This is a genomic window from Flavimaricola marinus (assembly GCF_900184895.1).
In the GTDB taxonomy this organism is placed as follows: domain Bacteria; phylum Pseudomonadota; class Alphaproteobacteria; order Rhodobacterales; family Rhodobacteraceae; genus Flavimaricola; species Flavimaricola marinus.
In genome coordinates this window covers 1398779-1423956 of record NZ_FXZK01000001.1, presented here as the reverse complement: position 1 = coordinate 1423956, position 25178 = coordinate 1398779, and the positions used below count along the sequence as shown (strand labels likewise).

Sequence of the window (25178 nt, the reverse complement as noted above, 5' to 3'; positions counted from 1 at the left end):
AAAGACAAGGGGATACGCCCCTGCATCCCCGGTTGGAAGTCACGCCGCAAAGCTGTTCGCTACGACAAAACGGCGCTATCGCCACCGCAACCGCATCGAGATCATGTTCGGTCGCCTAAAAGACTGGCGCAGAGTCGCAACCTGCTATGACAGATGCGCCAAGACCTTCCTGTCCGCCGTCGCACTCGCGGAAACCGTCATGTTCTGGCTTTGAAGATCAATGAGCCTGAGCCCTAGACGGCCCATTACCGAACAACCCTCGGGCAAGTGCGCATGGCTGCGATCCGCGATGTCGGCGTCGCGATGAAATTCTCAACTGACGCCGAATGTCCGCGCGGCGCCGTTATCCACGACGTTCAGGCCGTCGCTAGGCCGCTGCGGGCCGTGGCCGCAGATACCAGTACCAGACGCGGTAAGCCTCGAGCGCGATCAGCGGGCCAAAGTGGACAAGGGCGGGCGCCGCTCCGTTCCAATCATGCAGAGCTGCCCAATGGGCCAAGGTCAGCACGGCGGCGGCATAGGTCCAACGTTGCAGCCACTTCCACCACGTGCCCATTTTGCGCACGAAGTAGTCCATGGATGTCAGCGCCAGCGGCACGAAGATGATGAACGCGATCCAGCCGGTCCAGATATAGAAGCGCGGCAGTTCATCGACCACGGTGCTCAGCGACGCCTTGTCCAGCAGATAGAAGATCGTGTGCAGCAGCGCATAGCCGAACGACGCCACGCCCAGATAGCGACGGTTGCGTTTCAGCCATTGCGGTCCTCGCCATCCTTTCAGCAGCATGGACAGGGGCGTCGCCATCATCGCGACGATCAGCAGCCTTGCCGATGTTTCACCGGATGGGTGCACAAGCTGATGAAAGACCCGGGGGTCCGTGGACGTCAGGGCGGTGACGGTCATCATGATCCCGAGGGAGGCCAGCACCAGCCATGTCAGGTAAGGTGAGGTGAGGGTGAAGAAACGCTGCATTTCGATATCCGGTTTGATTGTTTCGGTGGCCGACCTGCCCGGGCCGCCTGTCGTCACGGCGGCCCGGGCACGTTCCGTCACTTGGCGCGAGCGGGGATCATCCTTCGCAGCGTGCCGTCCTTTCGCACGAACTGGTTGAAGATGGCGGCGGCGGCGTGGGCCGTGATCAGGGCGAAGAGCACGATGTTCAAAAGCCAGTGCACATAGCCCAGATCCGCGACACCGTTCCATGTCATGCCGCCGGTGATCACCATGCCGATCAGCGTGGCATAGAGCGACCAGTGCACCACCGTGGCGACCTTGGCCTGAGCGGCGGATGTTCCGGGAGCGTGCCCCGGCGCACCGTAGCGATACCGGAGGTAAAGCCGTGCCAGCACAGCAAGAAAGATGATCGAGCCAAAGCTCACGTGAACCAACGCCATCGTCATGTCATTGCCGGCCGGCGTGGCGTTTGTCTGCATGGCTTCGATGGTGCGTTTCATCGGCTCGTTGAAAAGCCACTGCACCCAGATGGCTCCGAAAACCACCCAATGCAGAATGATCTGAGCAGGGCGGTATGCTGTGGGAGTAGTGCTCATTGGAGGCTCCTATATGTCCGTGCGCAGGGTGACGGCGACACCCGCGGGATCGGTGCCGCGTCGGACATCGCCGTCCTGGCGCAGATGGGGTGTGGCTGCGAGATCGCCGTGGGCGATCAGTTCGTAATGCACCAACCCGGCCATATCCTGCGGCATGGGCGGCCGGTTCGGCCCGGCCCAGGTGTTCATGGCCAAACGGTGCGTGTTGGGCGCGCCTGCGCCCATATCGGCAAAGCCCCAGCCGTCCAGCGTCAGGTGGCGCTCGAATCCGAGGGTTTCGAACCAGTTCAGGGCAGGCTCTAGGGCCGCCACTTTGAAGTGCAGATGCGCGACGTAGCCGTCGCCCGCCATCGGTGCCATCGGGTCGGCGCCCGCGGCGTGTGACAGCTCGGCCCTCACGTCGAGCGGCCCGCGTCCTGAATGGACAATGCCGTCGACGTCATACAGTCTAGGGCCACGGCTCATATCGCCGAAATGCGAGAACCGTTCAGGGGTCTCGAGGGTGATTTCGATTTCCAGCCCGTCGGGATCATGGAGATAGAGCGATTTCGCCATCAAATGATCCGTCGGCGCGACCGGCACATTCCTTTGGATCAAACGCGCGAGCAGGCGCGAGAATTCGGCTTGGCTGCGCATGCCGATGGCGAGGTGATACATGCCGGTAAAGGGCGCTTTGACAGGGACGACGGCGCCGGGATGAAGGACGATCAGCGTCCGAACCCTCGTTCCCAACGCGACTCCGGGTGCTGCGGTATCGCGAACGATCAGCCCGAGGGCCGAGGTCCAGAAGGCAACCGCCCGATCGAGGTCGGTGACCTGAAGTTCGACCACCCCCCAGGACAGGCGGTCACGTTGCGCGGAGATAGTCGTATCGGCGACAGCCACGGATTTGAGCATCGGAAGGCAACCTGCTGAAGAAAAAGGGCGACCCGGTGGGAGAAACCGGGCCGCGAGTTAGGACGCTTTAGGCGCGTGCCGCGATCGGGGCCTTGTTTGTGCGCCCCCAGATCACGAAGGCGGCCAGCGCAAACAGGATCACGTTCACAGGCACCACTTCGAACTCGCCGCGGGTGATGTGCAGGCCGGCTGCCAAAACCATGATGACGGCAAGACCGGCTGCGGCCAGTTTCGTCAGCTGTGGCATGATGCGTGTCGCGGATGGCAGGATCAGGCCGAGCGCGCCTGCGACCTCGGCTAATCCAATGAATTTGATCAGAAGGAAGGGCGCGTTTTCGGCCCAGCCCATCCCCATCGCCACCAATTCGGCTGAGCCGGAGGTCAGCTTCGTCGATCCGGCCATCAGGAACATCGCGGCGAGCAGGGCCTGAGCGACCCAAAGGCCGATGGTCCACCCCTTGCTGGTTTGAACGGGGTTCGTGTCAATCGTCGTCATGTCGGTCTCTTTCATAAAAATGCTACGGGAGCGTGTTTTGCTGAGGGGATGAATAAACCTTCCCCATGGCCGCATCATTAGGCTATTTTTTGATCCAGCATTTACTGTGAGTTGATAATGGATACGCTTCTGAGCCTGCGCGTCTTTGCCGAAGTCGCGGAACAAAAGAACTTTTCGGCCGTAGCCGAGCGGCTTGGTCTTTCGCCTGCGATGACGAGCAAACACGTCAAGCATGTCGAAGCGCGCGTCGGCGCCCGCCTGCTCAATCGCAACAGCCGCAACGTGAGTCTGACCGAGGCGGGCGCTCAGTACCTGCAGACGATCCGCCCTTTGCTCGACGGGCTGGCCGAGGCCGAAGCGCAATTGACCACGGACAGCCTGTCGCCGCGTGGGACATTAAGGATGTCGATGCCTGTCTGGATGTCCAATCCGGCCTTTGCGAAAATTCTGACCGCCTATCATCGGCAAAACCCGCATGTGGCGTTTGATATCGACCTGAGCGGCCGCAAGATAAACATGGTCGAAGAAGGCATCGATCTGGCGCTGCGCGTCGCGTTCAAGTTGGACGAAGGTCTGATCGCGCGAAAGCTGGCGGAGGTCACGTTCCAAATGGTGGCTGCGCCCGCGTTTCTCGACGGCTTTGGCCGCCCCGAGACGCCGGACGATCTGATCGACGCCCCGATCCTGGCCTATTCACAGGTCGCAGCGGACGGGCGCATCAGGTTCGGTGGCGAAAACGGCGTCGATCTCAAGCTCCGGCCGGTTTTGGTGAGCTCAAACGAAAGCATTCTTCACCAAGCGGCCGTCGCTGGCATGGGCTTTGCCATGCTTCCAAACTGGTCGGCCCAGAACGACATACGGGAGGGTCGACTTGAAACCGTTTTGCCCAAGATCGCCTGGCCGAAATTGCACATTCAGGCCATCTATGCCGATCGCAGCTATCTGCCTGCGAAGGTCAGAAGCTTCCTTGATTTTCTGGCCGGGCCTGACGGGTTCTCTACTGTTTTGAAGTAACCAATCGCCAAACAGATGTGCTCTGTCTGGTGGTCGAATGCTCGTCGGCGCGGGGCTGGTGGAGAGCGAACGAGGTAAAGGGCGGCCGTTTGAACCAAGTGCACCGACGGCAGCGATGTGTCTCACATTGTGAAATCACTGACCCCGCGATGCTGTACCGCAGCGAGGGTCATCCCCAAATGGTAGACACTCCACGTACTTTCTTGGAGCGCTGTCAAACACAATTTCTCAAAAGGAACGTCAAAAGCAACGGCTAATACAAGGAGACCGAACAAAGACTCGGCCAGTTCGGAATAATCATCGTCGACGACGCGCCGTACTGCTACTCCCGGGTTCGATTAGGCCTCGAAAATAGCCGTAGCAGTCGAGCTCTCGCCACAAAGGTATTATTCCGCTTTTCTCCCATCCTGCACCGCAACAATTTTATCAACAATCTACGCAATTTATCGTAAAGAGACGAGACTATATTCTGCTTTCGGTAATGAAGGTCGCAACTCGAGAATGTGCTGCCCATATAGTGGAAGGTTGCGTCAAAGCATTTCGATGAAGCAACTAGCAACAGCGCGGCCTAGTCCGCTCACACGTACAACTTGCCCGATTTGAATTTCGCTCAGGATGCGTGGCCCATAAATAGCGTTGGCGGTGGGTATGGTGGTGGACAATAACACCTTCGGGCACCTGTCGTACCGAGTTCCCACGTGCCGCCAGTCCCTCAACCTAGCGAACACGATCTCAATGCGGTTGCGCCGCTTGTATCGCCGCTTGTCGTATTTGACGGGCGTCCTTTGCTGCCTTCGTCCGGGGTTGAGGGGCAGTCATATTTGATCCAGTGGATCAAATCTGCCCTGATCGGCGCGCATCACTTTGTCCTTTAACGCACCTCGGAACCGAATTGAATCGTAGCCGCGATCCCCGAGCCGCCAGTCGACCCTTTGCCGGCTGCTCAACTTGGCCGTCGCGCGGATGTCGTCGCTGACCCGTCTGGCGGTGACGAAGGAGCTGAGTGGGCGACATTCGCCATTGTCGCTCGGACCAATGGCGCGACAAGGCTCAACTGTCACAGATGGCGTGCAGTCTCATGGTCGGGCCGTTCTTGGTGCGGCCAATCAAGCGCTCACGCCTTCCCTTTGACGGTCAAACTGGACGCCGCACGATTTACCTTCAGGTAGGTCGCGTCGACCAAGACCGTTTGCTTCTCGGCGTGATCCGCCGCCAAGTCGGACATCATCTGAGCGAAGATGCCCTGTTCGTGGATGCACTCGACCCAGTGGCGATTGCCGCTCACCTCCAACGCGTCCCGTGGTTGTAGCTTGCCTTGTGCGAGTCGTATTCCCTGAGGGCATCCCGCCACCGCAAGCCATCGCAATTGGTGAAGACAATCGCATTTGGAACCCGACCACCATCTGCGCGAGGCTCGCCGTGGAATTTTGTAATTAGGGCTCCAAACGGACCATCCGCGCATCGTTCAGCCAGAAGAGATCAGAGATGTCACCGCTCGTTTTTCAAACGCTCAAACACACTGCCAAGCGAAATTCAATGAGTCCTGACCGTGGATCTAAAGTCACGCGCTCTCGGACACCTTATATTGAACTGGTGCGAACCGACTCTCAAACCAACTCTATGGTTTGTCTTGAAGAACTGGTGCCGCTGAAGGGACTCGAACCCCCGACCCCATCATTACGAATTTTGCCGTCCATATCTTGGACGTGACCGGACCAGGCCACCTGGAGTTTGATAACGTACTATAATCAATTGACTATTTTTCGTCCCGGTCTTGGAAGACGCTGGATGAAGTTGGAGAACGTTTGACGTACATCCCCTACTAATCCCCTACTAGTAGGGACCGCCGCGTCCAACCCTGCCGCCGCTTCCGGATGTTGGAACCCAGGGTCGGCGTGCTGAAACAACAGGCTAGCTGCGGCATGCAAAGTTGGTTGGGGCCAAGGCCAGTAAACCCGGCAAACCGGTCAAACCCGGCACACCCCACCCCAAGCACGGGCCGTGCTGTTGGGAGGCGGTAGGCCGCTCCCGGTCCACCCTCTCTCGCCAGCTAACTTGGCCTCGGGGAATGAATGCAGAAAGCAGTGGCTCGACACTAGGCTGACCGAAAAGATTCATTGCCCAAGGCTAGAAAGAACATCCATAGTCTAAGCAACCCGCTTTCCATGGTATTAGCTATTGTTTTCGCTTCCGAATTGGCTCCGTCCAAAGCCACAGAACATTGACAAACCTAAGGCCACCCAATTGGCCGAGACCGACCTCGCGGCTGCGCCCAAGGTCGGGACCAATATCGACCGGCCTGTCATTGACCTCTACCGGCCGCACATCACGTCTGGCGACTGCCTGATCGTGACTGGCTATCAAGACTTCCTTTCTTCGCTCGCCGTCCTGATGAAAGAGGTCAAGGAGCTAAAAGACCCTGACACAGACCCAGACATTCGCATTCGGATATCATTCGGCATCGATACGGGGAACTCTCGACGGTTGGCAGAGCCGAGACCTGTGACTGAAGAAATGAAGCTCTATTGGCTGGAGAAGTCCGGCCTGCAGGTCGAGGACGACGATGACCTGCTCGCAGTGCTTGCAAAGCGGGCGATCCAAACTCGCAAGATTGAGCTTCGCGTCTTTGACCCTGTGTTAGCCCAGACCCGATTGGGGATCAGCGGGGATCGACGGATGCATTCCAAGATTTTGAGTTCGCCAATAGGCGCGGTGACGGGCTCGGCGAACTTCTCTCGCTCAGGGCTCTACAGCAATATTGAGTATGCAGATGGGCTCGACGCTGGATCGCATCAGCTTCAGCTTGAGCGTACCAGGGCGGCTGAGCAGATTTGGGACGTTTCGACCGACTGGACTGCAGAAGCGCTAGAGATCCTCGACAAGCTGATAAAGCCCGCCACCGCCGAAGACGCCATGGCGCGCATAATCGCGGAGCAGAAGGGCTTTGAACCCTGGCTTACAGGCCGTCGTCGAGAGATCACCGGTCACACCCTTTATGAATATCAACAGGAGCTGACTTACGAGGCCTGCTCTATCACATACGATAACGGTATCGCCTTCGTAGAAGCACCTACAGGCTCGGGTAAAACCGAGATCGGATGCCACCTCGCCGAGGCCTTGTCGGAAACCTTTTCTCGAGTCATCCCACGCTCTCCCGTTCACGGAGTCGCCAGGAAGAACGCGGCTGTCATCGCGCCGCCGAAGGTTATCCCGAGTTGGGAAAAGCACTCCACGAACTCTTTGGAGGCCATACCAAACACCAGTCTTTCGAAGAAGCGCCTGAGAGGAGCTGGCGACGACAACGAGACCGGTCTGAGACTCGATCAGTTCGGTATACTTATCATCGACGAAAGCCATACGGTTACGCCCGGCTTCGAACAGGCATCCCAGATGGCTGCAGCGGTCGAGCTCGCACCACCAAGCTGGAATGTCTGCTTGTCTGCCACGCTGCTGGGCAATCGTGACGTCGACTGGCTTACCCATATGCAGGAAAAGCGTGCCTCCATCTTCATGACCCCAGACTACATCCAGGCCATGGGTGAGCTGTTCGAACGCGAAATGCAAAGTTCGCCTGATATTTTCGATCAGAAGGCACCACTTGCTGTCCTATCCGAACCGGAAACCGCTCTTTCACGGCAGGCTCGCACGGAACTCTCTGAGCTGATTTCGCCTTTTTTGGCGCGCCGCCAGCGCCGATGCATTGGTGAGGACGAGGATCGCTCCAAGCATGGCTACCCCAAGCTTGCCAATCATGGACGACCCAAAACGCTGAAGCTCACGAAACCTCAGAAGGCACGCCTCGACGAAATCGTGGCACTCTGCAATGACCTCGCGCCCGGCGGGCGGGTTACGGCAGTAGAGAAAAGTCGTTTCGGCCACGTCAAGACGCAGCAAAGTACTCAGGATCAGCTCCATATCCGCAACCTACTGAACATACTTCGAGTGAACGCAGCGCAGGCAGCTTGGGAGATGTCTCACGGCGTTATAGGAAAGTGGCTGCGGGAATTTGAGCAAGGCTCCAAGAAGGGGCATAGAGCGCCGCACCCAGGTCAGTCCGACATGTTCGGTCTGCTTGGCGTCGACACGCTGGCGGCACCCGAGAAGTGTGACGCTCTAGCCCAAAAGCTCAACTCGCGTTCGCTACGCGAGGTTGACGAAAAGCGGTACGAAGCCTGCCACCGCATCCAGCAACAGATGGACCGGGTTGTCTTCCTCGCAGAGCGCACAGACACACTCGAAATCTTCGCTGAAGCGCTGTCACGCCGCGGTCACCACACGAACTTCGTTGTTGGCAACCAGACGAAGGGTGATGAGAGGGCAGTGAAGGCCATCTTTGGCAACGGACCGGATGGCTTTCGACGGATCACGCACGGCAAGTCCGTAGAGTCCTACTTTCGTCCTGGCGGGAAGAACGCCCCGGAAGGGCCAGCATCGGTCTTCCTAACCTATAAAATGGCTGAGGGTATCAACCTACAGTCAGCCGATACGCTTGTTCTGCTTGGGGTAACGTCAAACCTCAAAGAACTCATCCAGGGATTGGGGCGCATCGACCGAATCGACAGTCAATTTGGGATCGTGAACTACCACCTTGTCGATATTCCGGTCGGTCAGTTTGCATCGGACGAGAAGGTAACCAACCGCATCGAGAACTATCGAACACTTGCAGGCGAAGAACTGATCGATGCTGTGCAGGAGGTTGGCTCGGACGACACTGAAGTAATCCTGGAAAGCGTGACGAGATACCTCGGATCAGCCAGGCGCCTGCGGGACAATAACTTCCACGACGTTCTAGCTCGGACCAAAGAGAAGATCTCTCCGGAGCGCTACGGGCTCATCAGCAAGGCAAAAATCGAAGGCACTTGGGGCGCTGAATTAGCTTTCTTGTCCGCCAGAGAGAGCTTCACCGCGCTGCATCTGAAAGGCGTCGACAAGCCGACCAACTTCTTCCCTCCGCGTTTGCTGCTGCTGCGTCCTTCTGAGACTGGCCTGACTTTGGAGCGAGGTCAGCTGGCCTGCGCCAAGACCCTTGATTCAGCATACGAGCGGACCAGAAGCCTGGGCATGGAACAGACCAGGATGACAGAGGAGGATCTGGCAAGCGCGCTTGAGACCGTCTCTGGCCAACTTGGAGTGCTTACAGAATGGGACCTACGCCCAGCACGCGTTGAAAGCTTGATGAAAGCGTGCGATGAGTTCATGAGCCAGCGGGGCGACAAGAACCACGACGATCAAGAGCTGTTCGGGCACCTGTCCCTCCCCGCCATCGAAATGATCTGTGAGTCTTGGAGCAGGCTGCTCGATCCCTTCTGGGAGCAAGCCAAGCAAGAGGTGCGGGACAGCTTCGCCTACGAGGACCTGCCGAAGGGTTACATCGCGATTCAAGCAATTCTGCAGAAACTTGAAAATGACGCTCACCATGCTGACGAGGTACACCAAAAGATGTCCAAGGTGATCGAGGAAGCAGAGCTTCTCTCACGCAATCATGAACCGGAGATTGGCCGACGAGTTTCGGTGGTCTTCTTTTCCGGCGGAGCGGGCGAACACTGAGCGATACGAACTCCTAAAAGGTCCATTATTTTAAATTCAGGTGCGTTTCACTCGTCAGCCTCGGTGTGTTTGAATACGGCAACACCGCGGAGCTGTTTGGATTCACCTTCGGAAAGCCCATACAAAGTTTCTTCGAAGTCTATCTCTGATCCAGAGATATCTCCCCGGAAAACACTCTCCTGTGCCAATAGTTTGACATACTCAGGGAGATCAGTGGATAAGTCAGCTGTGGCGTCTGTGTCGCGACCGAAGTTAGGAAGGTTTCTGCTCACTCCGGCAACTCGTTGCGGTAGATCGCTCTCAGGCCGCGAGAAACCTTGGCAACACACCGCGCAATGCCAAGGCATCGATATCTGCGAAACAGCCTTAAAATCCCTCTTTCCAAGGTTGTGGACATCCACTGCATGGGCGATAGAACAACCAAAAAGCCATTTATTCGCCGAAAACGAACGGCAAGCCCAGCCTTGAGCTACATCGTTCGGGTCGGAAACAGAATTGTAAAAGCAGTATATCGGAACCAGCCCCTGACTCTGCGCTTGCGATATGAGTGTCTGAATCTGTGATGAAGAAGCGGTCTCGGACGGTTTCAAAGCACTGTACTCTTCGGCCGGGCGGTACAATCTTTTTGCTTGCACTCTCCAGCCAATACCTCGTTGTCCATTTTTGTCGGTGAACCAAAATTCCCAATCAGCACCAAGTCTTTTCTCCTGAATCTTCGAGAAGCTTACAATCGCGATATCAGTCGGGTGTCGGTCCTTCAGTTCAAGCAAAATAGTCTCTGTAATGGTCTCCTCATTGAAGGGTGCATTGAGGCGGAAGCTGCGTTCTAGCTGCGACCAAGTCCATTTCGACATTTCCTGAAACGAAACACAAAGGCTCAAACCTATTCTCCGACTTGTTGATCTTGTGTGAAGTATTCCCATGACTGCTGAAGAGCTCGCCCAATACCTCGGCCTGCTTCTGTTAATGGCTCTGAGGTCTCCAGTATGATGCTCGCACCACCAGTCACCAAAGCCATAGCGCCCGAAACGCAAAGCTTACCCGCCTGTTGACCAGCGCCCGCTACAAAGGCGTCCTTGAACCGCGTAAACAAGGTCTCTTGTTGGCCGTCTTCCTGTGGTTGTGGGGGGCGGATTTCTGCGAGCGCTTGTTGAGCCTGATCACGTTCCTCCGGGGTGAGAACCGTCAAACACAACAGGAGGTATTTTTCGCCAGAAAGCTGAAGTATCGCTGAATTGAATGAACTATCCACGATCCCATACTCTGAGCGCACAATTTTCTCAGCGTAGCCCCGTAAAACAGCATCGTCGAGCTGGATCTTGATCATCCCAAGGTCACTTGGCAGCACTTCCGCTCGCTTCAGTTCTTGTCGAAGGCTGGTGTTCAAATAGTTTTCATCCCTAGCGTCTCGGAACGACACCTCGTCCCTCAGCCCACGGATCTTGCGCTTCGTCGTGCGAAGCATGAGAGCCGCGTCAAAGTCTGACTTCGCGTGAAACCCTAGTAGATGCCTTTGGAGCAATTGGATTAGTAGCAGGTCAACTTCGCGTTTCGAAAGAGCTCCGAAGCCAACCGCGGTATAGCGATCAAGAAAGTCCCGGGCAAAAGCCACTGCGCTGTCAGCGTTGTCTTCTTCAAACATTTTTTCTCCAATGTAGTCTCAATACATTCAACCAATTATGCCGCAGTACGGCTATCTCATAGGCTGAATGATACATTTTTAGACTGAGCCTTGAAGTGAAAAAGCGCCGCGCTGGCGAACCCTTGGACTAGTTCTAGCTCTGGCGCAAACTGACTGCACTTTTTTGCGTGTAAGCGCCCTTATGGTAAGTCTCAATCTGACAAATGACATAAGAAATATCATATAGCACAGCTCAAACGCCTGTTCTATCAATCGTCTGCACTTAGGTAACCGGGGAGAAGAGGGTGCGCTCAGGACTATATGGCCCGACTTTGTTGGACAATTGCCCTTATTACTTCGGTTGCGGCCGCGACATGCTCATCGAATTCCAAGCCCGAACCCAACGGTAGCGCCACGTTAATCCGTGGTCCCTCTTCGACGACATTTAGGTCAAATTGCGCTCCGACACGCTGGTAAATGGGTCTCAGTGTTAGCGAGTCGGCGTCCTGGACGCCGAGCCAAATCGGGTTTCCTCCCGACGCAAGCCAAAGATCATAGCGAAGGCCGACTGATGCCCCTAACCGCCCCTTGTTTGCGCCAACCCATACATATCGCACGTAACCCTGTCTTTGCGGCGTTGCGTTCAAGCCCTCGGTTGATAGATGCTGTGACCTTTTTAAATTGTCGACTATTGCGTCCACGAGGTTGCAGAAGTCACGATGGCGGATGGGTTGCATTAAGCCAGTTAGTTCCTCGGAGTTAAAGGGAAGGAACGCCTCGCCTTCGATTCGATCGCATAGAACCTGCAACTGGAAGACGTCGGCAGTTATCGCATCTCCGGAGGATCTCGCAGCGATCATCATTTCATCAAGAAGTTGCCGCCAAGATGTGATCATCAGTGTTGTATTGTTCGAAATTTTGGCATGGGCTCTCCCGCCTACAATTTCTTCAACTTGCCCGATCCCAAATTGTTTACCGGCCCTATTTACGATCTCCATCCATAGCCGTGCCATGCGGAGTTCCGGGACGACGAACAACATGAGGCCGCCGCCGGCCTTCGACAAACGAGCTAAGTAGCTGTTTGGCTGATTGTCAGTTAGACCGGCAAAGAACTTACCCTCGACTATCGCAACTTCCTTGCTTTGGTCGTCAAAGCCAACGACATCAGGGCGTTCTCGCTCACTACCCGTCACTTCCGGCCGATACTTTATCGCACTAGGCAAGTTGCATCCGACTTGAAACGCTATGCGTTGCAGCGCTCCAGTGCAGGCCTCCGAATTCTGCAGTAGGTAAGCCAGACCTTCCGTCGCCAGCAACTCTTGTTGCTTTGTCAGTCGACGGCCCAAATGCGCCAGAATTCCACCTGCCATCTAATGTCCTTCTTACCTTGGGGTGCACCGACCTTATGCTTTCATACTAGTATAGAGTGCCGCCGAAATGAAAAAGGTAAGCGCAATCATGCGGTCCCCTTGCTCCAGAGCGCACCGGCCCCAACAAACCCAGCAAACACGGTAAAACCTGCGTACCCCGCCCCATCAACGGGCATCGTGAGTACCCCATTGGGGGCGGCTCTCCCTCGGGTCCGGATCAACTGATCGCTCGGATCGCCCGCCCAAAAATGCTAAGAGACGGGACCAGATTTCCCCTCCGTTTGATTTGTAGTGGCGATCTTTAGTCATAGCTCTTGCTTCATGCATAGTTGCCGGGCGATCGTGACACAGCTCATGAAACAATTGGCTTGAGGCCTGTGATCGCTTGAAGAAGGGGTAGACGTTGAATCAGGCCTACTATTCCGCAACTGTCGCTCAGTTCTTGACCGAAGCGCCCGACCACATCTTTGGGCAGCTATCCAGAAGCCATAGACATGACCTTGAGCAGGAGCAAAAACGCGCCTGGCTCGGGCAGATACAGGTTCTCAAAGAGCAGCTCGCCTCATGGCCTCATGCCAATCTCTATTTTGAGTTCAGCATCCCCCGGATGGGTAAGCGGGCGGACTGTGTGCTGCTGTTAGGCGGGATCGTCTTCGTGATCGAGTTCAAAGTTGGATCGGCGACTTTCGATCGGCACGCCATCGACCAAGTGCACGACTACGCCCTCGATCTTAAGAACTTCCACAAAGGCAGCCACGGTCTACCGATCGTTCCGATCTTGGTTGCGACCAAGGCGATTACCAAGGCCGGCGATCTGTCGCTCGCATCCGACAAGGTCGCCTCTCCGCTTTGCGTTGGCAGTTCGGGCATAGCTGCTGCACTTAGAGCAACCTTGATCGAAGTGCGGCAAGGCGAAATCAACGCTGCGGAGTGGGAGAGCAGCGGATATCAGCCGACGCCAACAATCATCGAGGCGGCCCAAGCACTTTATCAAAACCACGACGTCCAAGAAATTGCGCGGTCTGATGCCGGCGCTAAGAACCTTCAGTCAACCAGTGCCCGCATCGCAGAGGTGATCGAGACGTCAAAGCGAGAAGGCCGCAAGTCGATCTGCTTCGTCACGGGTGTGCCAGGCGCCGGAAAGACCCTAGCCGGCTTGAACATTGCCGCAAAGCGGGCTGCTGCACACCAAGATGAACATGCCGTGTTTCTGTCGGGCAATGGACCCCTGGTCGATGTACTCCGCGAAGCGCTGGCTAGGGATCAGGCCGCACGCGATGGCATCAGCAAGAAGGACGCTTTGCGACGGGTGCGCAGCTTTCTACAGAACATCCATCACTTCCGAGACGAGTACTTAAGGGACCTCAACGCCCCGGACGAGAAAGTTGTTGTCTTTGACGAGGCCCAGCGCGCCTGGACGAAGGAGCAAGCATCGAACTTTATGCAACGGAAACGCGGCCAGGACGGTTTTTCACAGTCTGAACCGGAGTTCCTCATCAGTGTCATGGATCGCCATTGTGACTGGTGCATGGTCGTCTGCCTGATCGGCGGTGGCCAAGAAATCAATACAGGTGAGGCTGGCATCCTCGAGTGGCTACAGGCATTGGCGACGAGGTTTCCCGATTGGGATGTCCATGCCTCTGCCTTGCTGGAGGACCCCCACTACACCGTTGATACCGAAGCCGTTGCCATGCTTCGGGCCCCTGCCGTCTCAAAACACCCTGACTTGCATCTGTCAGTGTCTATGCGGTCCTTCCGGGCAGAAACCCTTTCCGCCTTTGTGGGCAGCATAATCGACGGGAATGCTGAACGCGCGGCAGACCTCTTTGAGACCGTGAGACCGCGATATCCCATTTGGCTAACCCGGAATCTGCACGAGGCCCAAGACTGGCTGAGAACAGTAGCTAGGGGAACAGAGCGCTTTGGGTTGGTGGCATCTTCGGGCGCCCATCGCCTCCGGCCAGAGGGCATCCACATCAAAGCTGGTATCGATCCAGCAACATGGTTCTTGAATGATCAATCTGATGTCAGGTCTTCCTACTACCTCGAAGAGGTCGCCACCGAGTTCGACATCCAAGGGCTTGAGTTGGATTGGGTCGGCATGTGCTGGGATGCCAATTTGCGCTTCATTGATGGGGCGTGGCGCCACTATGGGTTCAGAGGGACCGTTTGGCAGTCCGTCAACGCAGCCGAGCGGAAGCTCTACCTTGAGAACAGCTATCGCGTCCTGCTGACCCGAGCTCGTCAGGGCATGGTGATCTTTGTCCCGGAAGGCGATCCGGCCGACGAAACCCGCCCGCCCTCATTCTATGATGAAACCTTCGCCTTCCTTCAACGCTGTGGGATACCGGTCCTGGAGAAACACGTGACCACCAATTTGGCCCCAGCTGCAGAGTAGAGGCGATGGAGCAGGTAAACCTCGTCGTACTGATCTTTGGCCTCGTGCTCTTCATGTTCGGCTGCGCTGCATTCGGCCGTTGGCTTGGGCGGCGTCTGATCCGACCGCGCAGCGACCCCTCATCCACTGTGGTGCAAATGCAATCATGGCGTCCCAAGCAGAAAATGAAGGCTGCTAGGCGGCGCTTGCCAAGCCCTCAGGCAATGCTGCCAGGTTTACTGATCGGTTTCGCGGTTTTGCTCTTAGCCTTCTTTCAACTGGTGCCATATCTGGGCTTGAACGACACGACACTCACCGGGCGCGTGACGCATGTTCGCGATGGCGACACCATTGAAGTGAACGGCCAAGTTATCCGCCTCAATGGTCTGACCTGTGACGAGCGGGGGACGCCCCTTGGTAATCAGGCCACCATGGCCATGCAGGTTCTAGCGTCGGGGGAAGCGGTAACTTGCACGCTCAACGGTGAGCAGACTTACGACCGCGAAGTCGGGCGCTGCAGTCTAGCCGACGGACGAGACCTTGGCGCTGAACTCATCCGACAAGGTATATGCGGTAGGTGTGCCCGGTACGATCCATTGCGCACCTATGCTGCACTCCAGCAGGAAGCCGAGCGATTTTCTGGAGCTTACCCGGGCTACTGCCGGAGCACGTGGTAGCATACCCCTCCCCATCGACAGGTCCGTTGGCCTGCCTGACAGGTGCAGCCCGAGTTTGGGGCCAAGTAGATTGCTTATAGGGACAATCACTTGGTCTGACGCCGTCGCGTGGTCCAGTTGGAATGTTAGTGCACGGTCGGCCAATGGTCTATAGGGGCGATTTCTTCGGGTTCTGCGTTGCGGTAATTGGAAAAATCCAGACTTATTGTAGATCCTAACCGCAAATCGGTTGATATTCCCGACACTCCGTTCCGCCATACCTTTCACAAAAGCGACGAGCTTGGCTGCGCGAGTTGGCTAAATCGTCAAATGGTCCAAAATGATACCCGTATGACGCCTCACGGCGAGAAACCGATACGACCATACATTGTCCAGGCAACATGAAGTCTGTAAATTCACAACCGGTACCGCAAGCCGAAAGATGCTCGGGTCGCAAAGTTGCCCTATCCACAACAATGATCGCGCTCACGTATCCTGTTCTGGGGTTCACCAAGACGCCAGTAAATTGTTCGGCAGCCAACGGGGTCGTAATTAGGCATAGCATGGCAACGGCAAATATTCTCATGGAACACCTTAGTTTTCTTTGACTGAACACCTGGTGTTCGGCGTCTGACAAAAATTACCCGCGCGCCAAGAAAACTGAACCTTGTACGGTTTGAACTGGCACGACAAATTGCTCTTCCTTAGGGGGTACTTTGCGTCAGATGCAGAACACTAGTCTCGAATGCATTCCACTTGTAGACGGCTGGTACCACTATCCATTAGCGCGACAGCGGCGTTCCTACTCGCTGCGCATTGGTCCAAGTCGCCGCGTCCCACAACCTTCATACTCCCATCCACGTAATGGACAACAATGGTGTAGGGGCCATCGATTTGGGCTTGTGCCTCGCTTGCCTTACGTTCGGCCTGAAGATCTCTGTACAGGGAAGGACCTTCGCCCACTGTGTCTCCAAAGGGCCAAAACGCATAACCCAAAACCGCCAAGACTCCCAGCCCCATTAGGGCGCTTCCATCCTTTTTCGTCTCTGCCATCGCTTCAGTCCTCTAACTAGATGATTTTGGGGATCATAACTGTTCGTATCACTGCATCAGAAAATTGGCCCCGTTTTGGCCAAAATGCGGCACTCGCCGAAACCTAATTCTTAGATCATCTACCCCCATCTACTGGTGTTCGCCGTCCGCCAAATAGTACCTGCGCGCCGAGAAAACCGAACCTTGTACGGCTTGAACTGGCACGACAAATTTCTCTTCCTTAGGGGGTACTTTGCGTCAGATGCAGAACACTAGTTTGCAAAGACTTCGCGCTGCATGTCTGAGATCACCGTTAAACGGTTGCCACTTATTGTGAATCTAGTGGAACGGCTACTCATGTTGCCGCTCGTGTCGTTGACCCATCTAAAAGCAGTTACGTCACCCGACACCTCGCAACCATAGAGATTTCCGGCTTGTGATCGAAAGCCGTCGTAACCCCTAACACTTGGCGCATCCACAGGCAGGCTTTCCAAAAAGAAATACGTCTTTACAGCCGCGCGGCAAATTTCACGGTTGGACCAATTGGCCTGGCTAGTTTGAGCCTGAACTATCTCGGTGGCACCTTGAGAGCCACTATCGGCGAGGACATCTCTAGACCAAAGGAACGTCTGATCAACGGCGCCGGCTGCGCCGAGACTACTGTCTGACCGTTTTTGCGACGCCTTTCGTAGGCGAAGGCGGCCTATTTGATGCTTTCCGTGCCGCTCTTGGGGCGTGAGACCCGTTTCCGGGCGGACTCGTCCTCATGAGATCAGCTTTCGTCGCACGAGGAAGAGGTTGCCGAGCGCGAACAGCGTAAAGAGCTGGGCCCGGTTCTTGGCGAGGCCGCGGTAGCGGGTCTTCACATGGCCAAACTGGCGTTTGATGACACGGAAGGGATGCTCGACCCTGGCCCTTACCTTGGCGATGATGCGGTTGGTGCTTTCCTCAAGTGGATGCAGATTGCCGCCCTTTGGGGCCTTGCGCATGACGCCCCAGAACTTGCCAGGGCCACTGAACGCGGCCGCACGCTCGGCACTGACATAACCCTTGTCAGCCCAGACCGAGGTCTCGTTGCCGTGCAGCAGAGCATCCCAGACCTGGCTATCGTGCAGCTTGGCCGTCGAGGTCTCGAGGCTGTGGATCACGCCACTTCCGGCGTCGACGCCGATGTGCGCTTTCATACCGAAGAACCAGTCATTCCCCTTCTTCGTGGACGACATTTCGGGGTCTCGCGCCCTGGCCTTGTTCTTGGTCGATGACGGCGCATCGATGATCGTCGCATCCACCAGCGTGCCGGAGCGCAAGGTGATGCCCCTGTCGGCGAGATGCGCATTCACCTCCACAAAGATCGCCTCGGTCAATCCGTGCCGCTCCAGCAGGTGGCGGAAGTTGAGGATGGTGGTCTCGTCCGGAATACGGTCGTCGCCCAGCTCGATCCCGGCAAAGCGGCGCATAGCCTCGCTGTCGTAGAGCATCTCCTCCGCCATCGGATCGCTCAGAGCATACCAATTCTGGAGGAAGTAGACGCGCAGCATGGTCTCAATGGGCATCGGTGGGCGCCCGCCCTTCGGTCCGGCTTTTGGATAATGTGGTGTGATCAGTCCCAACAGCCGCCCCCAAGGGACCACCGCCTCCATCTCGGACAGGAACACTTCGCGCCGCGCCTGCTTCTTCTTCATCGCATCGCGGAGGCCAGGGAATGCAGGTTGCTTTGGCATCTGATGGGCTCCTTGCAGGGGATGCCAGAGACTACCAGATCAGACTAAGAGCGGGAGGTTTTTCAGACGTTCCCAAAGAACGGAAGCCAGGACATAAGCAGAAACAATTAGAGTAATCGCACTAAGTGCCCCGAGTGTCATTCGTTTCATTTTAACCGTCCTCCACTCATGACCCATACAATGGCTCAATGCATGGGCAGATGTATGGCAAACATTTGCCCTTCGTACGGCGAAATCATTTGTGGGCCTCATTGAGTGCGGTTGCTTAGTAAACTCAATTACGAGCGACAGGCACCCCACCCCATCATCGAGCCTGCAAAAGCATCGGCACCAGCGGCCGCTCGAGGTCCGACCCCACTTGGGGTGTTTTGTCGTTTCCTATCAGCACATCGCAGAGCTCTAGTCGTCCTTGGGAGTGTTTAGTGTGCGATCTTCCAACCTGCCGTATCGCGCATGCGCGTAGGACAGCGTAGGACAGCCTTGGATCATACCGGACGACACAGGAATATCCTGATAAGTATCTGATAGTCATTGCTTTTTCTTGATTTCGGCAGTACGTTTAGTTGAGGCCAGAGGAGGTCTCAAATGCCAAAACTACACTTTACCAAACGTTCGGTTGATGCCCTGCCCTTCCCCAAGGCGGGCCAGGTTCTGTACCGGGACGAAACCCTAACGGGCCTTGGGGTCCGGGTGGGTACACAGTCCAAGGTCTACTTTGTTGAGGGCCAAGTGCTTGGCAGGACCAAGCGCATATCGATTGGGCGAACGGATGTGTTCAGCGTCGAAGCAGCCCGCAAGGTGGCCATGGGGCACTTGATCGACATGGCGGGTGGCGTGGACCCAAACGCAAAAAAGCGGCAGCAGTACGAGGAGACCATCACCGTCGCGGCCGCGTTCAACCAGTTCCTGCAAACCCGTGGCGCGTCCTTGGCAACCAGCACGATTGGCATGTACCGCCGATCGTTCGACAAGTACCTCAAGGACTGGGCAAAAATGCCCTTGGTATCCATCACCCGCCAAATGGTGCTGAAGCGGCATCAGCGGGTGGGCAAGGACCATGGGGCGGTAACGGCTAACAACGTGATGCGGCACTTCCGGTCTGTCTACAATGTGGCGGCTGCCTCGCATGACAGCTTTCCACCAAACCCAGCCACCATCCTCACCCAGGCCCGCGCTTGGCATCAGGAGACACGGCGCAGGACCTCTGTAGCCGCGCTAGACCTGCCAGCATGGTGGGCTGCGGTGATGCTGGAGCCGGAGTATTCGCGGGACTTTCTTCTGGTCGCCCTGTTCACCGGCATGCGCCGCAACGAGATTGCTAGCCTTCGGTGGGAGTACATCGATCTGCGCGGGCGGGCGCTGCATATCCCGAAGACCAAGAACGGCGATCCCTTGGACCTGCCGCTGTCCACCTACTTGGTGGACCTGTTTCAGGCGCGGCGCGTGTTGACCGGCAAGTCGCCTTGGGTATTCCCGAGCAAAGGCAAAACGGGGCACATCGTAGAGACCAAAAAGTTCACGGCCCGGGTCACTGAACGGTCGGGCGTCAAGTTCACTCTGCACGATCTGCGTCGGACGTTCATCACCGTCGCCGAGAGCCTGGACATCCCGCACTATGCCCTGAAGCGGTTGCTAAACCACCGGCTGAGTGGCGACGTTACAGCGGGCTACATCGTCAGCAATGCGGAACGGCTGCGGGGGCCGGTGGACGCTGTGGCGACAGAGATACTCAAGCGGGTGAGCGCGCCCGAGGCCCAGATCCAGCGCATGGCGGCCCAAGAAGCAGGCGATGCCGCCGCCTGACGTGCGGTAGGGGGCAGGCTGGCAGTGCCAACCCGGTGCCTGGCACACCACGCCAGTGCAGGGCCAGCGCCCACCGCCAACCAACGGCATGGGCTGACCCCACGTGGCACGTGGCGCCCTGCACAGTGCAGCCGCACTGGCAGCGCGCCGTGTAGGCCCCGTAGCAGGGCGCCCTTGGCCCCAGCCTAGCCATCACACCGCAGCCTATACCCCCACCCCACCCTACCAACGGGGAGGACGAGTGCCCCCCAGGGGCGACTGTCCCTCGCGAAGGGATGTGCCGATCACTTGGATCATAGTGAGAAGAAGAACGGCCAGATTCTGGTCAAAGTCAGGACAAGGCTGGCGAGAGCTTCGGCTGGGGTTGTTCGCGGGTCGCAAGGGAAGCAGGGCTGAGCTTGACACCTGGGACCGGGTTGCTGTGCCTGTCGGCGATCGTGCTTCCCGCGTTCGGTGATCTCTGCACTGGCCTGGCTGATAGGGCTGACGGGCCATCATCTATGCCGTTGGCCATTTTTGAACATGATCGTGGTGCACGGGTTCTTTGTTGCCGACCTGCACGCGCGTGTACGCCTGCGAAGCTTCGCACCAAAAGTACATGTTGCCGCCCATCGGCAACCACGCGGGCCGCGTTGGCGAAGGCCTTACCAGGATATGCAAATAGGAGCGGCGTTGTTAGGCCTTCCGTGAGACAAGATGATTGGCAGTGTGCCAAGGGTTAAACTATGACCCCCGAAGTGTCGGGCCACTTTTTTGGAGCAAGAATGGAAGACGACTGGAAAGACAATCCAAGTATTATGGCAATGGTCGATGCTGCTCTTTTGGGCTTCATTCGTGCAAATCCAACCAACTCGAAGACCGATGACCCGGGTGTCCGCTTGAGATCAGCCAAGAAGGCGCTCTTCGGCATCCCACCTCCAAGCGGCAAGCCTGTCGCCCTCGACATCCCAGAGCTAATAACGATGGCTCAGAAGTATGCAGACGAACGCGGTCCGTATGAGGTGGACGAGAGATACGTTCCGTTCTGGCTCCACATTGATGATACGGCTTGCACATCCGTTACCGAGTTGGCGCGCATCGCTTTAACTAGGAGAGAACAGCAAGACAACGGCTACCGGCCCCACAATCGGGATGAAAAGATCCGTAATTTGGTCAACAAATTCAATGATCAGCGAGATGGGCTGCTTCGTCTCGTTGTTGGCTGGGGTCCGCGCGCTCATGACGATGTGGTGAACATGAACTTGCGAGAGATCAAGAACTTGCTTGTCATATTGGGTATCCCTTTTGAGAACCCGTCCTTGCCAAGCCGGGACGCTAATACACTGAATTAAACACGCTGACGAACCGCCAAATGTGTGACCAATAGGAGGCCTCCGAAAACTAAATGGAGGTCTTCATGACCCACAGAAGCACTGAACTTTTGAACACAAAGCTGGCGGCGCGCCAGCTATCGGTGAGCCCTCAGACCCTGGAAAAGTGGCGGTCCCAAAACCGCGGTCCTCGCTTTGTGAAGGTCGGAGGTACGGCCGTCCGCTACCGAAGCGTTGATCTGGATGCCTTCGTTGACGGAGGTCACCATGATTGTTGAAATCCCACAGATTACGCCTGCGTTCATCGCAGTCAGCATCCACGCGCACGAAGTTCGCCGAACTACCTATATCTTACCACGCACTGTTGCGATTCTGACCAACACCAGTGAAGCCTACTGGGATGCGCTTCAAGCTAGCGGAAAGGGTCCACAGCTCGTCCACGACCACGATTACGAATGGTACGTTCTCGCAGAAGTTCAGGAGTGGCTTGACGCCAACGTCTGCAGTGATCGGGGGACGAGGCATGACTAAGCAATTCGCGCAGTCGCTAGACGCCATGGAAAGTGCCGCAACCGCAGCGCTAACATACATGAAACTTGAGTGGGAGCCGTTACGGCTCCCACCCCTTCAGAAGTCGCCAGCGGGTAAATGGAAAGAACCGCGGGTATGGTCTGAAGCTGAAATCCGGGCCGAGTTTTCCGAAAACAGCAACGTGGGTATCGCGCTTGGAAAGCGTTCAAGAAACCTTATCGATTGCGATTACGACTGCCGCGAAGCAGCGGAACTCGCCAAGATCACCTTTGATGACTTCCCGAGTTTTGGCCGACCTGGGTCACCATATAGCCACCGCATCGTCCAAGCCGAACTCAAGAAGGGGCGCTACACGTTTGAGCTGCCAAAAGAGGTCGCGGCCAAGCTAGCTGCAGAGCGCGCGATGCTTCTCGAGGTGCGGGGAGACGGACATCAAACCATGTTCCCGCCGTCAATCCATCCGAGCGGTGAGAGAGTGCAATGGCACATTGGTGCGACTTCTGTTCCTACAGTCGAGGCTGATGAGTTGCTGAAGCTCTGCGGGATCATCGCCGTTCTCTCTACCGTTGCGATGGCCTATCCAAAAGTTAATGGCCAGCGCGATGAAGTCTGCATGATGATCGCCGGCGTGCTCGTGCGTGCCGGCCTCGAAGACGCGATGATCGACGACCTGATCGTGTGCGTCGCATCGCTCGCCGGTGATGAAGAAGCCGAAAAACGACGTGGTAAGGCCGCCGCCACGCGCGCCCGCGTCGATGCAGGTGAGGGCGTATGGGGACTGCCTGAGCTCTGCTCCCGCCTTGAGATCGAAGAGGCGGAACCGGCGTTTCGCAAGTGGCTTGGCTCCAAGGCCACAACACGAAAAGGCGGCAGTTCAGGCCGACCGGTGATCGTCCTTCAAGGAGGCAACCTACCGTCAGAGGTAGATCAAGCTGAGGCAGCCCTGCTTGCCGCCGGTCTTGGTGTCTACCAGCGGGGCGAGAACCTCGTGCGTGTCTTGCGTCTGCCTCAAAGCGAGGGTGACGACGGCGTACAACGCCCGAGTGGAGCCTTGCTGATTCATCCAGTCAGCTCGGCCTGGCTCAAGGACAAATTCGCAATCTCGGCGATCTGGATGAGGAACGGCAAGGAGGAGCCCTATCCAGTCAATCCACCCCACGAACATGCTAGGGCGTTGTTGGCGCGCGTCGGCGAATGGCACGCGCCGGTACTCCGGGGTGTCGTGTCTTGTCCCACCATGCGGGCGGACGGTACGATCCTGCAAGAACCTGGGTATGATTCTGCGTCCGGCCTGCTCTACGACCCGGGGGGCGTGGTGTTTCCCCAGGTACCCAACAACCCGAGCTTCGCGGACGCGCAAGAGGCGATGCGGGTTCTGAGAAAGCCGTTCCGTGAGTATCAGCTACCGACGCCGGCCGACTGGTCTGTGCTGTTGGCGGCCGTCGTCACCTCGGTGATCCGCCGTATTCTACCGACTGCTCCGCTGTTTGCGATAGACGCGCCTACGGCAGGTTCGGGCAAGACACTCTTGTGCGAGGCCGTCGGTGTGATTGCCTCCGGCTACAAGCCGACCATCATCAACCAGGGGAAAACCCCTGAAGAAGATGAAAAGCGTCTTGCCAGCATCTTGATGGCTGGCGACGCGGTCTTGGTGATCGACAACTGCGAGCGCCAGTTGGGGGGCGATACATTGTGCTCAATGCTGACGTCCGAGGTCATCGCGTCGCGCATTCTAGGCAAGTCTGAGATGAAGCAGGTGCTTACAAACGTCCTCGTGATGGCAACGGGTAACAACCTCGAAGTCGTGGGAGACCTGGGACGCCGCACCCTGGTCTGCCGCATCGATACCGGAGCTGAGCGACCTGACCAAATTGAGCACTCGTTCGACCTTATCGCTGAGGTTTTGGCGGACCGCCCGCGCCTTGTCGTGGCAGCGCTCACGGTCCTTCGCGCTTATGTGGTTGCGGGGAAACCTAACCGCATGACCCCATTGGGGTCCTTCGAAGGGTGGAATCTGGTCCGCGAGGCCCTGGTATGGTTGGGCGAAGAAGACCCTGCAGTCACGCGCGAAAATGTAATTGCAGATGACCCGCGAAAGAACGAGCTCGCCGAGCTTCTCGAACTCTGGGCCGACGCGCTTGGCGGACGTTCAGTCACTCTGGCGGAATTGGCGAACGATGCAACGAAAACGCCACGTTCTAAGACAGCTGCGCTGCACCAGGCTCTTGCCGAGCGCACCCCAAAGCCTGTGTTCAATACCCGCAGCGTCGGACGCTATCTGGCGAAGCATAAAGATCGGCTCGTCAGCGGGCGTAAATTGCTTTGCATTGATGATCCGTCAGGCGTGAAACGCTACCGGTTGGAGACCCCTGGGCTGCCACCGGCAATCGATACGCCCTTCTAAAGGGTCAGGTACAAAACAGGGGTGGGGTCGGCGGTGTCGGCCCCACTGGTTTTGCGGGTATGCCGGGTTTATTTTGCCTGCCATCGCACGCTGGCGGCACCAACCCCGGTAAGCGGGTAAAACCTGTCTTTGTTGCGCCGGACACCTTCTAGGCTACCCTGCGCCGATACGCTCCAGCCAATGCCGGATATCTTGCAGCGCAGATGCGTTGGTTTCATCTGCAACGATACCTTCCAGATCGACTAGCGCGTCACCGAGGGTGCACCCTGCCTCGACCTCGTCCCACCCCTCCAGCGGGTTCTGCAGCCAAACCTCAAGGATCTGTCGGCGCTCGGGCTGCAGCGCGTCAGGTTGGTCGTGAAGCACGATACGCCGCGCCCGCCAGCTCGCGATAACTATCGTCCTCGATTGTTTCGGCGATCTCTGCGTGCGCGACCCAACCCGCCGCATGAAAGGCCTGCATCCGGCCTTCGTCGGCACGGCTTGGGAATCCCCTTGTACAGCCGTTCCTCGACCACTTGGGCGGGCTTGTAGGGCGGGCAGCGCTGTTGCCTTGCCATACCCAGCCGCGCGGCAAATTGGCCCTCAGCGGCCACTACAGCGGCCCCGCAGACGATCTCAGCTGGGGGTAGGTCGATTGCGCCCGGCAGATCAGCCGCCAGGCCCAGGTCAACCAGCGCTGGCATCTTGTTTGCGTAGACTGTGCGCAAAGCCCGGTTGGGTCCTTTGGTTTCTTCGACCAGGTCTTCCTCGCTCAAGTTCAGAACCTCAGCCGGGTCGCGGCGAAGATCAAAAACAGCCTGCATGGTCGGGTTCTTTGGGTGATGGCCGCACCCCACAACGGCACG

General features: G+C 57.1%; 19 protein-coding genes and 2 pseudogenes. 10 read left to right on the top strand and 11 right to left on the bottom strand.

What is annotated here, in order from left to right; translation table 11 throughout:
• Window positions 1-214 (top strand): annotated as a pseudogene (locus LOM8899_RS06865) (transposase); the annotation flags it as partial.
• 153 nt (window positions 215-367) lie between these two features.
• On the opposite strand, the gene LOM8899_RS06860 reads toward LOM8899_RS06865, so the two are convergent.
• From LOM8899_RS06860 to LOM8899_RS06845, 4 genes are all read right to left on the bottom strand, one after another.
• A complete protein-coding gene (locus LOM8899_RS06860) occupies window positions 368-973 on the bottom strand; it encodes a protein-methionine-sulfoxide reductase heme-binding subunit MsrQ (RefSeq protein ID WP_093991478.1) in 606 nt (201 codons plus the stop codon).
• Window positions 974-1050: 77 nt separating this feature from the next.
• Window positions 1051-1551: a cytochrome b gene (locus tag LOM8899_RS06855; RefSeq protein WP_093991321.1), complete on the bottom strand. Its 501-nt coding sequence runs from the start codon at window positions 1549-1551 to the stop codon at window positions 1051-1053.
• Between the two features lie 9 nt (window positions 1552-1560).
• Window positions 1561-2448: a VOC family protein gene (locus tag LOM8899_RS06850; protein ID WP_093991320.1), complete on the bottom strand. Its 888-nt coding sequence runs from the start codon at window positions 2446-2448 to the stop codon at window positions 1561-1563.
• A 67-nt stretch (window positions 2449-2515) separates the two neighbouring features.
• Complete coding sequence (locus LOM8899_RS06845; protein ID WP_093991477.1) at window positions 2516-2944, bottom strand: DoxX family protein; 429 nt, start codon at window positions 2942-2944, stop codon at window positions 2516-2518.
• 117 nt (window positions 2945-3061) lie between these two features.
• Between LOM8899_RS06845 and LOM8899_RS06840 the strand changes: the two genes are divergently transcribed.
• A complete protein-coding gene (locus LOM8899_RS06840; protein WP_093991319.1) occupies window positions 3062-3958 on the top strand; it encodes a LysR family transcriptional regulator in 897 nt (298 codons plus the stop codon).
• Window positions 3959-4584: 626 nt separating this feature from the next.
• On the opposite strand, the pseudogene LOM8899_RS06835 reads toward LOM8899_RS06840, so the two are convergent.
• Window positions 4585-5445, bottom strand: a pseudogene (locus LOM8899_RS06835) (transposase); the annotation flags it as partial.
• 757 nt (window positions 5446-6202) lie between these two features.
• On the opposite strand from LOM8899_RS06835, the gene LOM8899_RS06830 reads away from it, so the two are divergent.
• Window positions 6203-9505 carry a DEAD/DEAH box helicase family protein gene (locus LOM8899_RS06830; RefSeq protein WP_245820456.1) on the top strand — a complete coding sequence of 1101 codons (3303 nt, stop codon included), beginning with the start codon at window positions 6203-6205 and terminating at the stop codon, window positions 9503-9505.
• Between the two features lie 47 nt (window positions 9506-9552).
• Here LOM8899_RS06830 and LOM8899_RS06825 read toward each other — a convergent pair whose 3' ends face one another.
• The 3 genes from LOM8899_RS06825 to LOM8899_RS06815 form a co-directional block, all read right to left on the bottom strand.
• Window positions 9553-10428 (bottom strand): DUF6615 family protein, encoded by an 876-nt coding sequence (locus LOM8899_RS06825; protein WP_306456477.1) that lies wholly within the window; start codon window positions 10426-10428, stop codon window positions 9553-9555.
• A complete protein-coding gene (locus LOM8899_RS06820; RefSeq protein ID WP_093991316.1) occupies window positions 10389-11147 on the bottom strand; it encodes a hypothetical protein in 759 nt (252 codons plus the stop codon). Before LOM8899_RS06820 ends, LOM8899_RS06825 begins: the two co-directional genes overlap by 40 nt.
• Window positions 11148-11443: 296 nt before the next feature.
• Window positions 11444-12496 carry a hypothetical protein gene (locus LOM8899_RS06815; protein WP_133064986.1) on the bottom strand — a complete coding sequence of 351 codons (1053 nt, stop codon included), beginning with the start codon at window positions 12494-12496 and terminating at the stop codon, window positions 11444-11446.
• Window positions 12497-12899: 403 nt separating this feature from the next.
• Here LOM8899_RS06815 and LOM8899_RS06810 point away from each other — a divergent pair, with 403 nt between their 5' ends.
• The gene (locus tag LOM8899_RS06810; protein ID WP_093991314.1) at window positions 12900-14894 is read left to right on the top strand and encodes a DUF2075 domain-containing protein; all 1995 of its coding nucleotides are present in this window, start codon (window positions 12900-12902) and stop codon (window positions 14892-14894) included.
• Between the two features lie 5 nt (window positions 14895-14899).
• Window positions 14900-15550, top strand: a complete 651-nt coding sequence (locus LOM8899_RS06805; RefSeq protein ID WP_093991313.1) for a thermonuclease family protein — start codon at window positions 14900-14902, stop codon at window positions 15548-15550.
• A 1775-nt stretch (window positions 15551-17325) separates the two neighbouring features.
• Here LOM8899_RS06805 and LOM8899_RS06795 read toward each other — a convergent pair.
• On the bottom strand, window positions 17326-18282 hold the full coding sequence (locus LOM8899_RS06795) for an IS5 family transposase (RefSeq protein WP_093991311.1): 957 nt from the start codon (window positions 18280-18282) through the stop codon (window positions 17326-17328).
• 585 nt (window positions 18283-18867) lie between these two features.
• On the opposite strand from LOM8899_RS06795, the gene LOM8899_RS06790 reads away from it, so the two are divergent.
• The 5 genes from LOM8899_RS06790 to LOM8899_RS06775 all read left to right on the top strand — a co-directional run bounded on the left by LOM8899_RS06790 (window position 18868) and on the right by LOM8899_RS06775 (window position 24330).
• Entirely contained in the window at window positions 18868-20085 is a 1218-nt protein-coding gene (locus LOM8899_RS06790) for a tyrosine-type recombinase/integrase (RefSeq protein WP_093991310.1), read from the top strand.
• 725 nt (window positions 20086-20810) lie between these two features.
• The gene (locus tag LOM8899_RS06785; RefSeq protein ID WP_133064985.1) at window positions 20811-21416 is read left to right on the top strand and encodes a hypothetical protein; all 606 of its coding nucleotides are present in this window, start codon (window positions 20811-20813) and stop codon (window positions 21414-21416) included.
• Window positions 21417-21469: 53 nt separating this feature from the next.
• Window positions 21470-21673, top strand: coding sequence for a helix-turn-helix transcriptional regulator (locus LOM8899_RS23905; protein ID WP_370739294.1), 204 nt, complete (start codon window positions 21470-21472; stop codon window positions 21671-21673).
• The gene (locus tag LOM8899_RS23365) at window positions 21663-21926 is read left to right on the top strand and encodes a hypothetical protein (RefSeq protein WP_168770484.1); all 264 of its coding nucleotides are present in this window, start codon (window positions 21663-21665) and stop codon (window positions 21924-21926) included. Before LOM8899_RS23905 ends, LOM8899_RS23365 begins: the two co-directional genes overlap by 11 nt.
• Window positions 21919-24330: a bifunctional DNA primase/polymerase gene (locus LOM8899_RS06775; protein ID WP_168770483.1), complete on the top strand. Its 2412-nt coding sequence runs from the start codon at window positions 21919-21921 to the stop codon at window positions 24328-24330. The genes LOM8899_RS23365 and LOM8899_RS06775 overlap by 8 nt, the downstream gene beginning before the upstream one ends.
• A gap of 153 nt (window positions 24331-24483) precedes the next feature.
• Here LOM8899_RS06775 and LOM8899_RS06770 read toward each other — a convergent pair whose 3' ends face one another.
• The gene (locus LOM8899_RS06770; RefSeq protein WP_093991307.1) at window positions 24484-24696 is read right to left on the bottom strand and encodes a hypothetical protein; all 213 of its coding nucleotides are present in this window, start codon (window positions 24694-24696) and stop codon (window positions 24484-24486) included.
• Window positions 24697-24725: 29 nt separating this feature from the next.
• Window positions 24726-25136 carry a hypothetical protein gene (locus LOM8899_RS06765; protein WP_093991306.1) on the bottom strand — a complete coding sequence of 137 codons (411 nt, stop codon included), beginning with the start codon at window positions 25134-25136 and terminating at the stop codon, window positions 24726-24728.
• Window positions 25137-25178 lie beyond the last annotated feature (42 nt).

Coding starts and splice junctions, on each gene's coding strand:
- LOM8899_RS06860 (WP_093991478.1), bottom strand. CDS start 973: ATGCAGCGTTTCTTCACCCTCACCTCACCTTACCTGACATGGCTGGTG.
- LOM8899_RS06855 (WP_093991321.1), bottom strand. CDS start 1,551: ATGAGCACTACTCCCACAGCATACCGCCCTGCTCAGATCATTCTGCAT.
- LOM8899_RS06850 (WP_093991320.1), bottom strand. CDS start 2,448: ATGCTCAAATCCGTGGCTGTCGCCGATACGACTATCTCCGCGCAACGT.
- LOM8899_RS06845 (WP_093991477.1), bottom strand. CDS start 2,944: ATGACGACGATTGACACGAACCCCGTTCAAACCAGCAAGGGGTGGACC.
- LOM8899_RS06840 (WP_093991319.1), top strand. CDS start 3,062: ATGGATACGCTTCTGAGCCTGCGCGTCTTTGCCGAAGTCGCGGAACAA.
- LOM8899_RS06825 (WP_306456477.1), bottom strand. CDS start 10,428: ATGGGAATACTTCACACAAGATCAACAAGTCGGAGAATAGGTTTGAGC.
- LOM8899_RS06820 (WP_093991316.1), bottom strand. CDS start 11,147: ATGTTTGAAGAAGACAACGCTGACAGCGCAGTGGCTTTTGCCCGGGAC.
- LOM8899_RS06815 (WP_133064986.1), bottom strand. CDS start 12,496: ATGGCAGGTGGAATTCTGGCGCATTTGGGCCGTCGACTGACAAAGCAA.
- LOM8899_RS06805 (WP_093991313.1), top strand. CDS start 14,900: ATGGAGCAGGTAAACCTCGTCGTACTGATCTTTGGCCTCGTGCTCTTC.
- LOM8899_RS06795 (WP_093991311.1), bottom strand. CDS start 18,282: ATGCCAAAGCAACCTGCATTCCCTGGCCTCCGCGATGCGATGAAGAAG.
- LOM8899_RS06790 (WP_093991310.1), top strand. CDS start 18,868: ATGCCAAAACTACACTTTACCAAACGTTCGGTTGATGCCCTGCCCTTC.
- LOM8899_RS06785 (WP_133064985.1), top strand. CDS start 20,811: ATGACCCCCGAAGTGTCGGGCCACTTTTTTGGAGCAAGAATGGAAGAC.
- LOM8899_RS23905 (WP_370739294.1), top strand. CDS start 21,470: ATGGAGGTCTTCATGACCCACAGAAGCACTGAACTTTTGAACACAAAG.
- LOM8899_RS23365 (WP_168770484.1), top strand. CDS start 21,663: ATGATTGTTGAAATCCCACAGATTACGCCTGCGTTCATCGCAGTCAGC.
- LOM8899_RS06775 (WP_168770483.1), top strand. CDS start 21,919: ATGACTAAGCAATTCGCGCAGTCGCTAGACGCCATGGAAAGTGCCGCA.
- LOM8899_RS06765 (WP_093991306.1), bottom strand. CDS start 25,136: ATGCAGGCTGTTTTTGATCTTCGCCGCGACCCGGCTGAGGTTCTGAAC.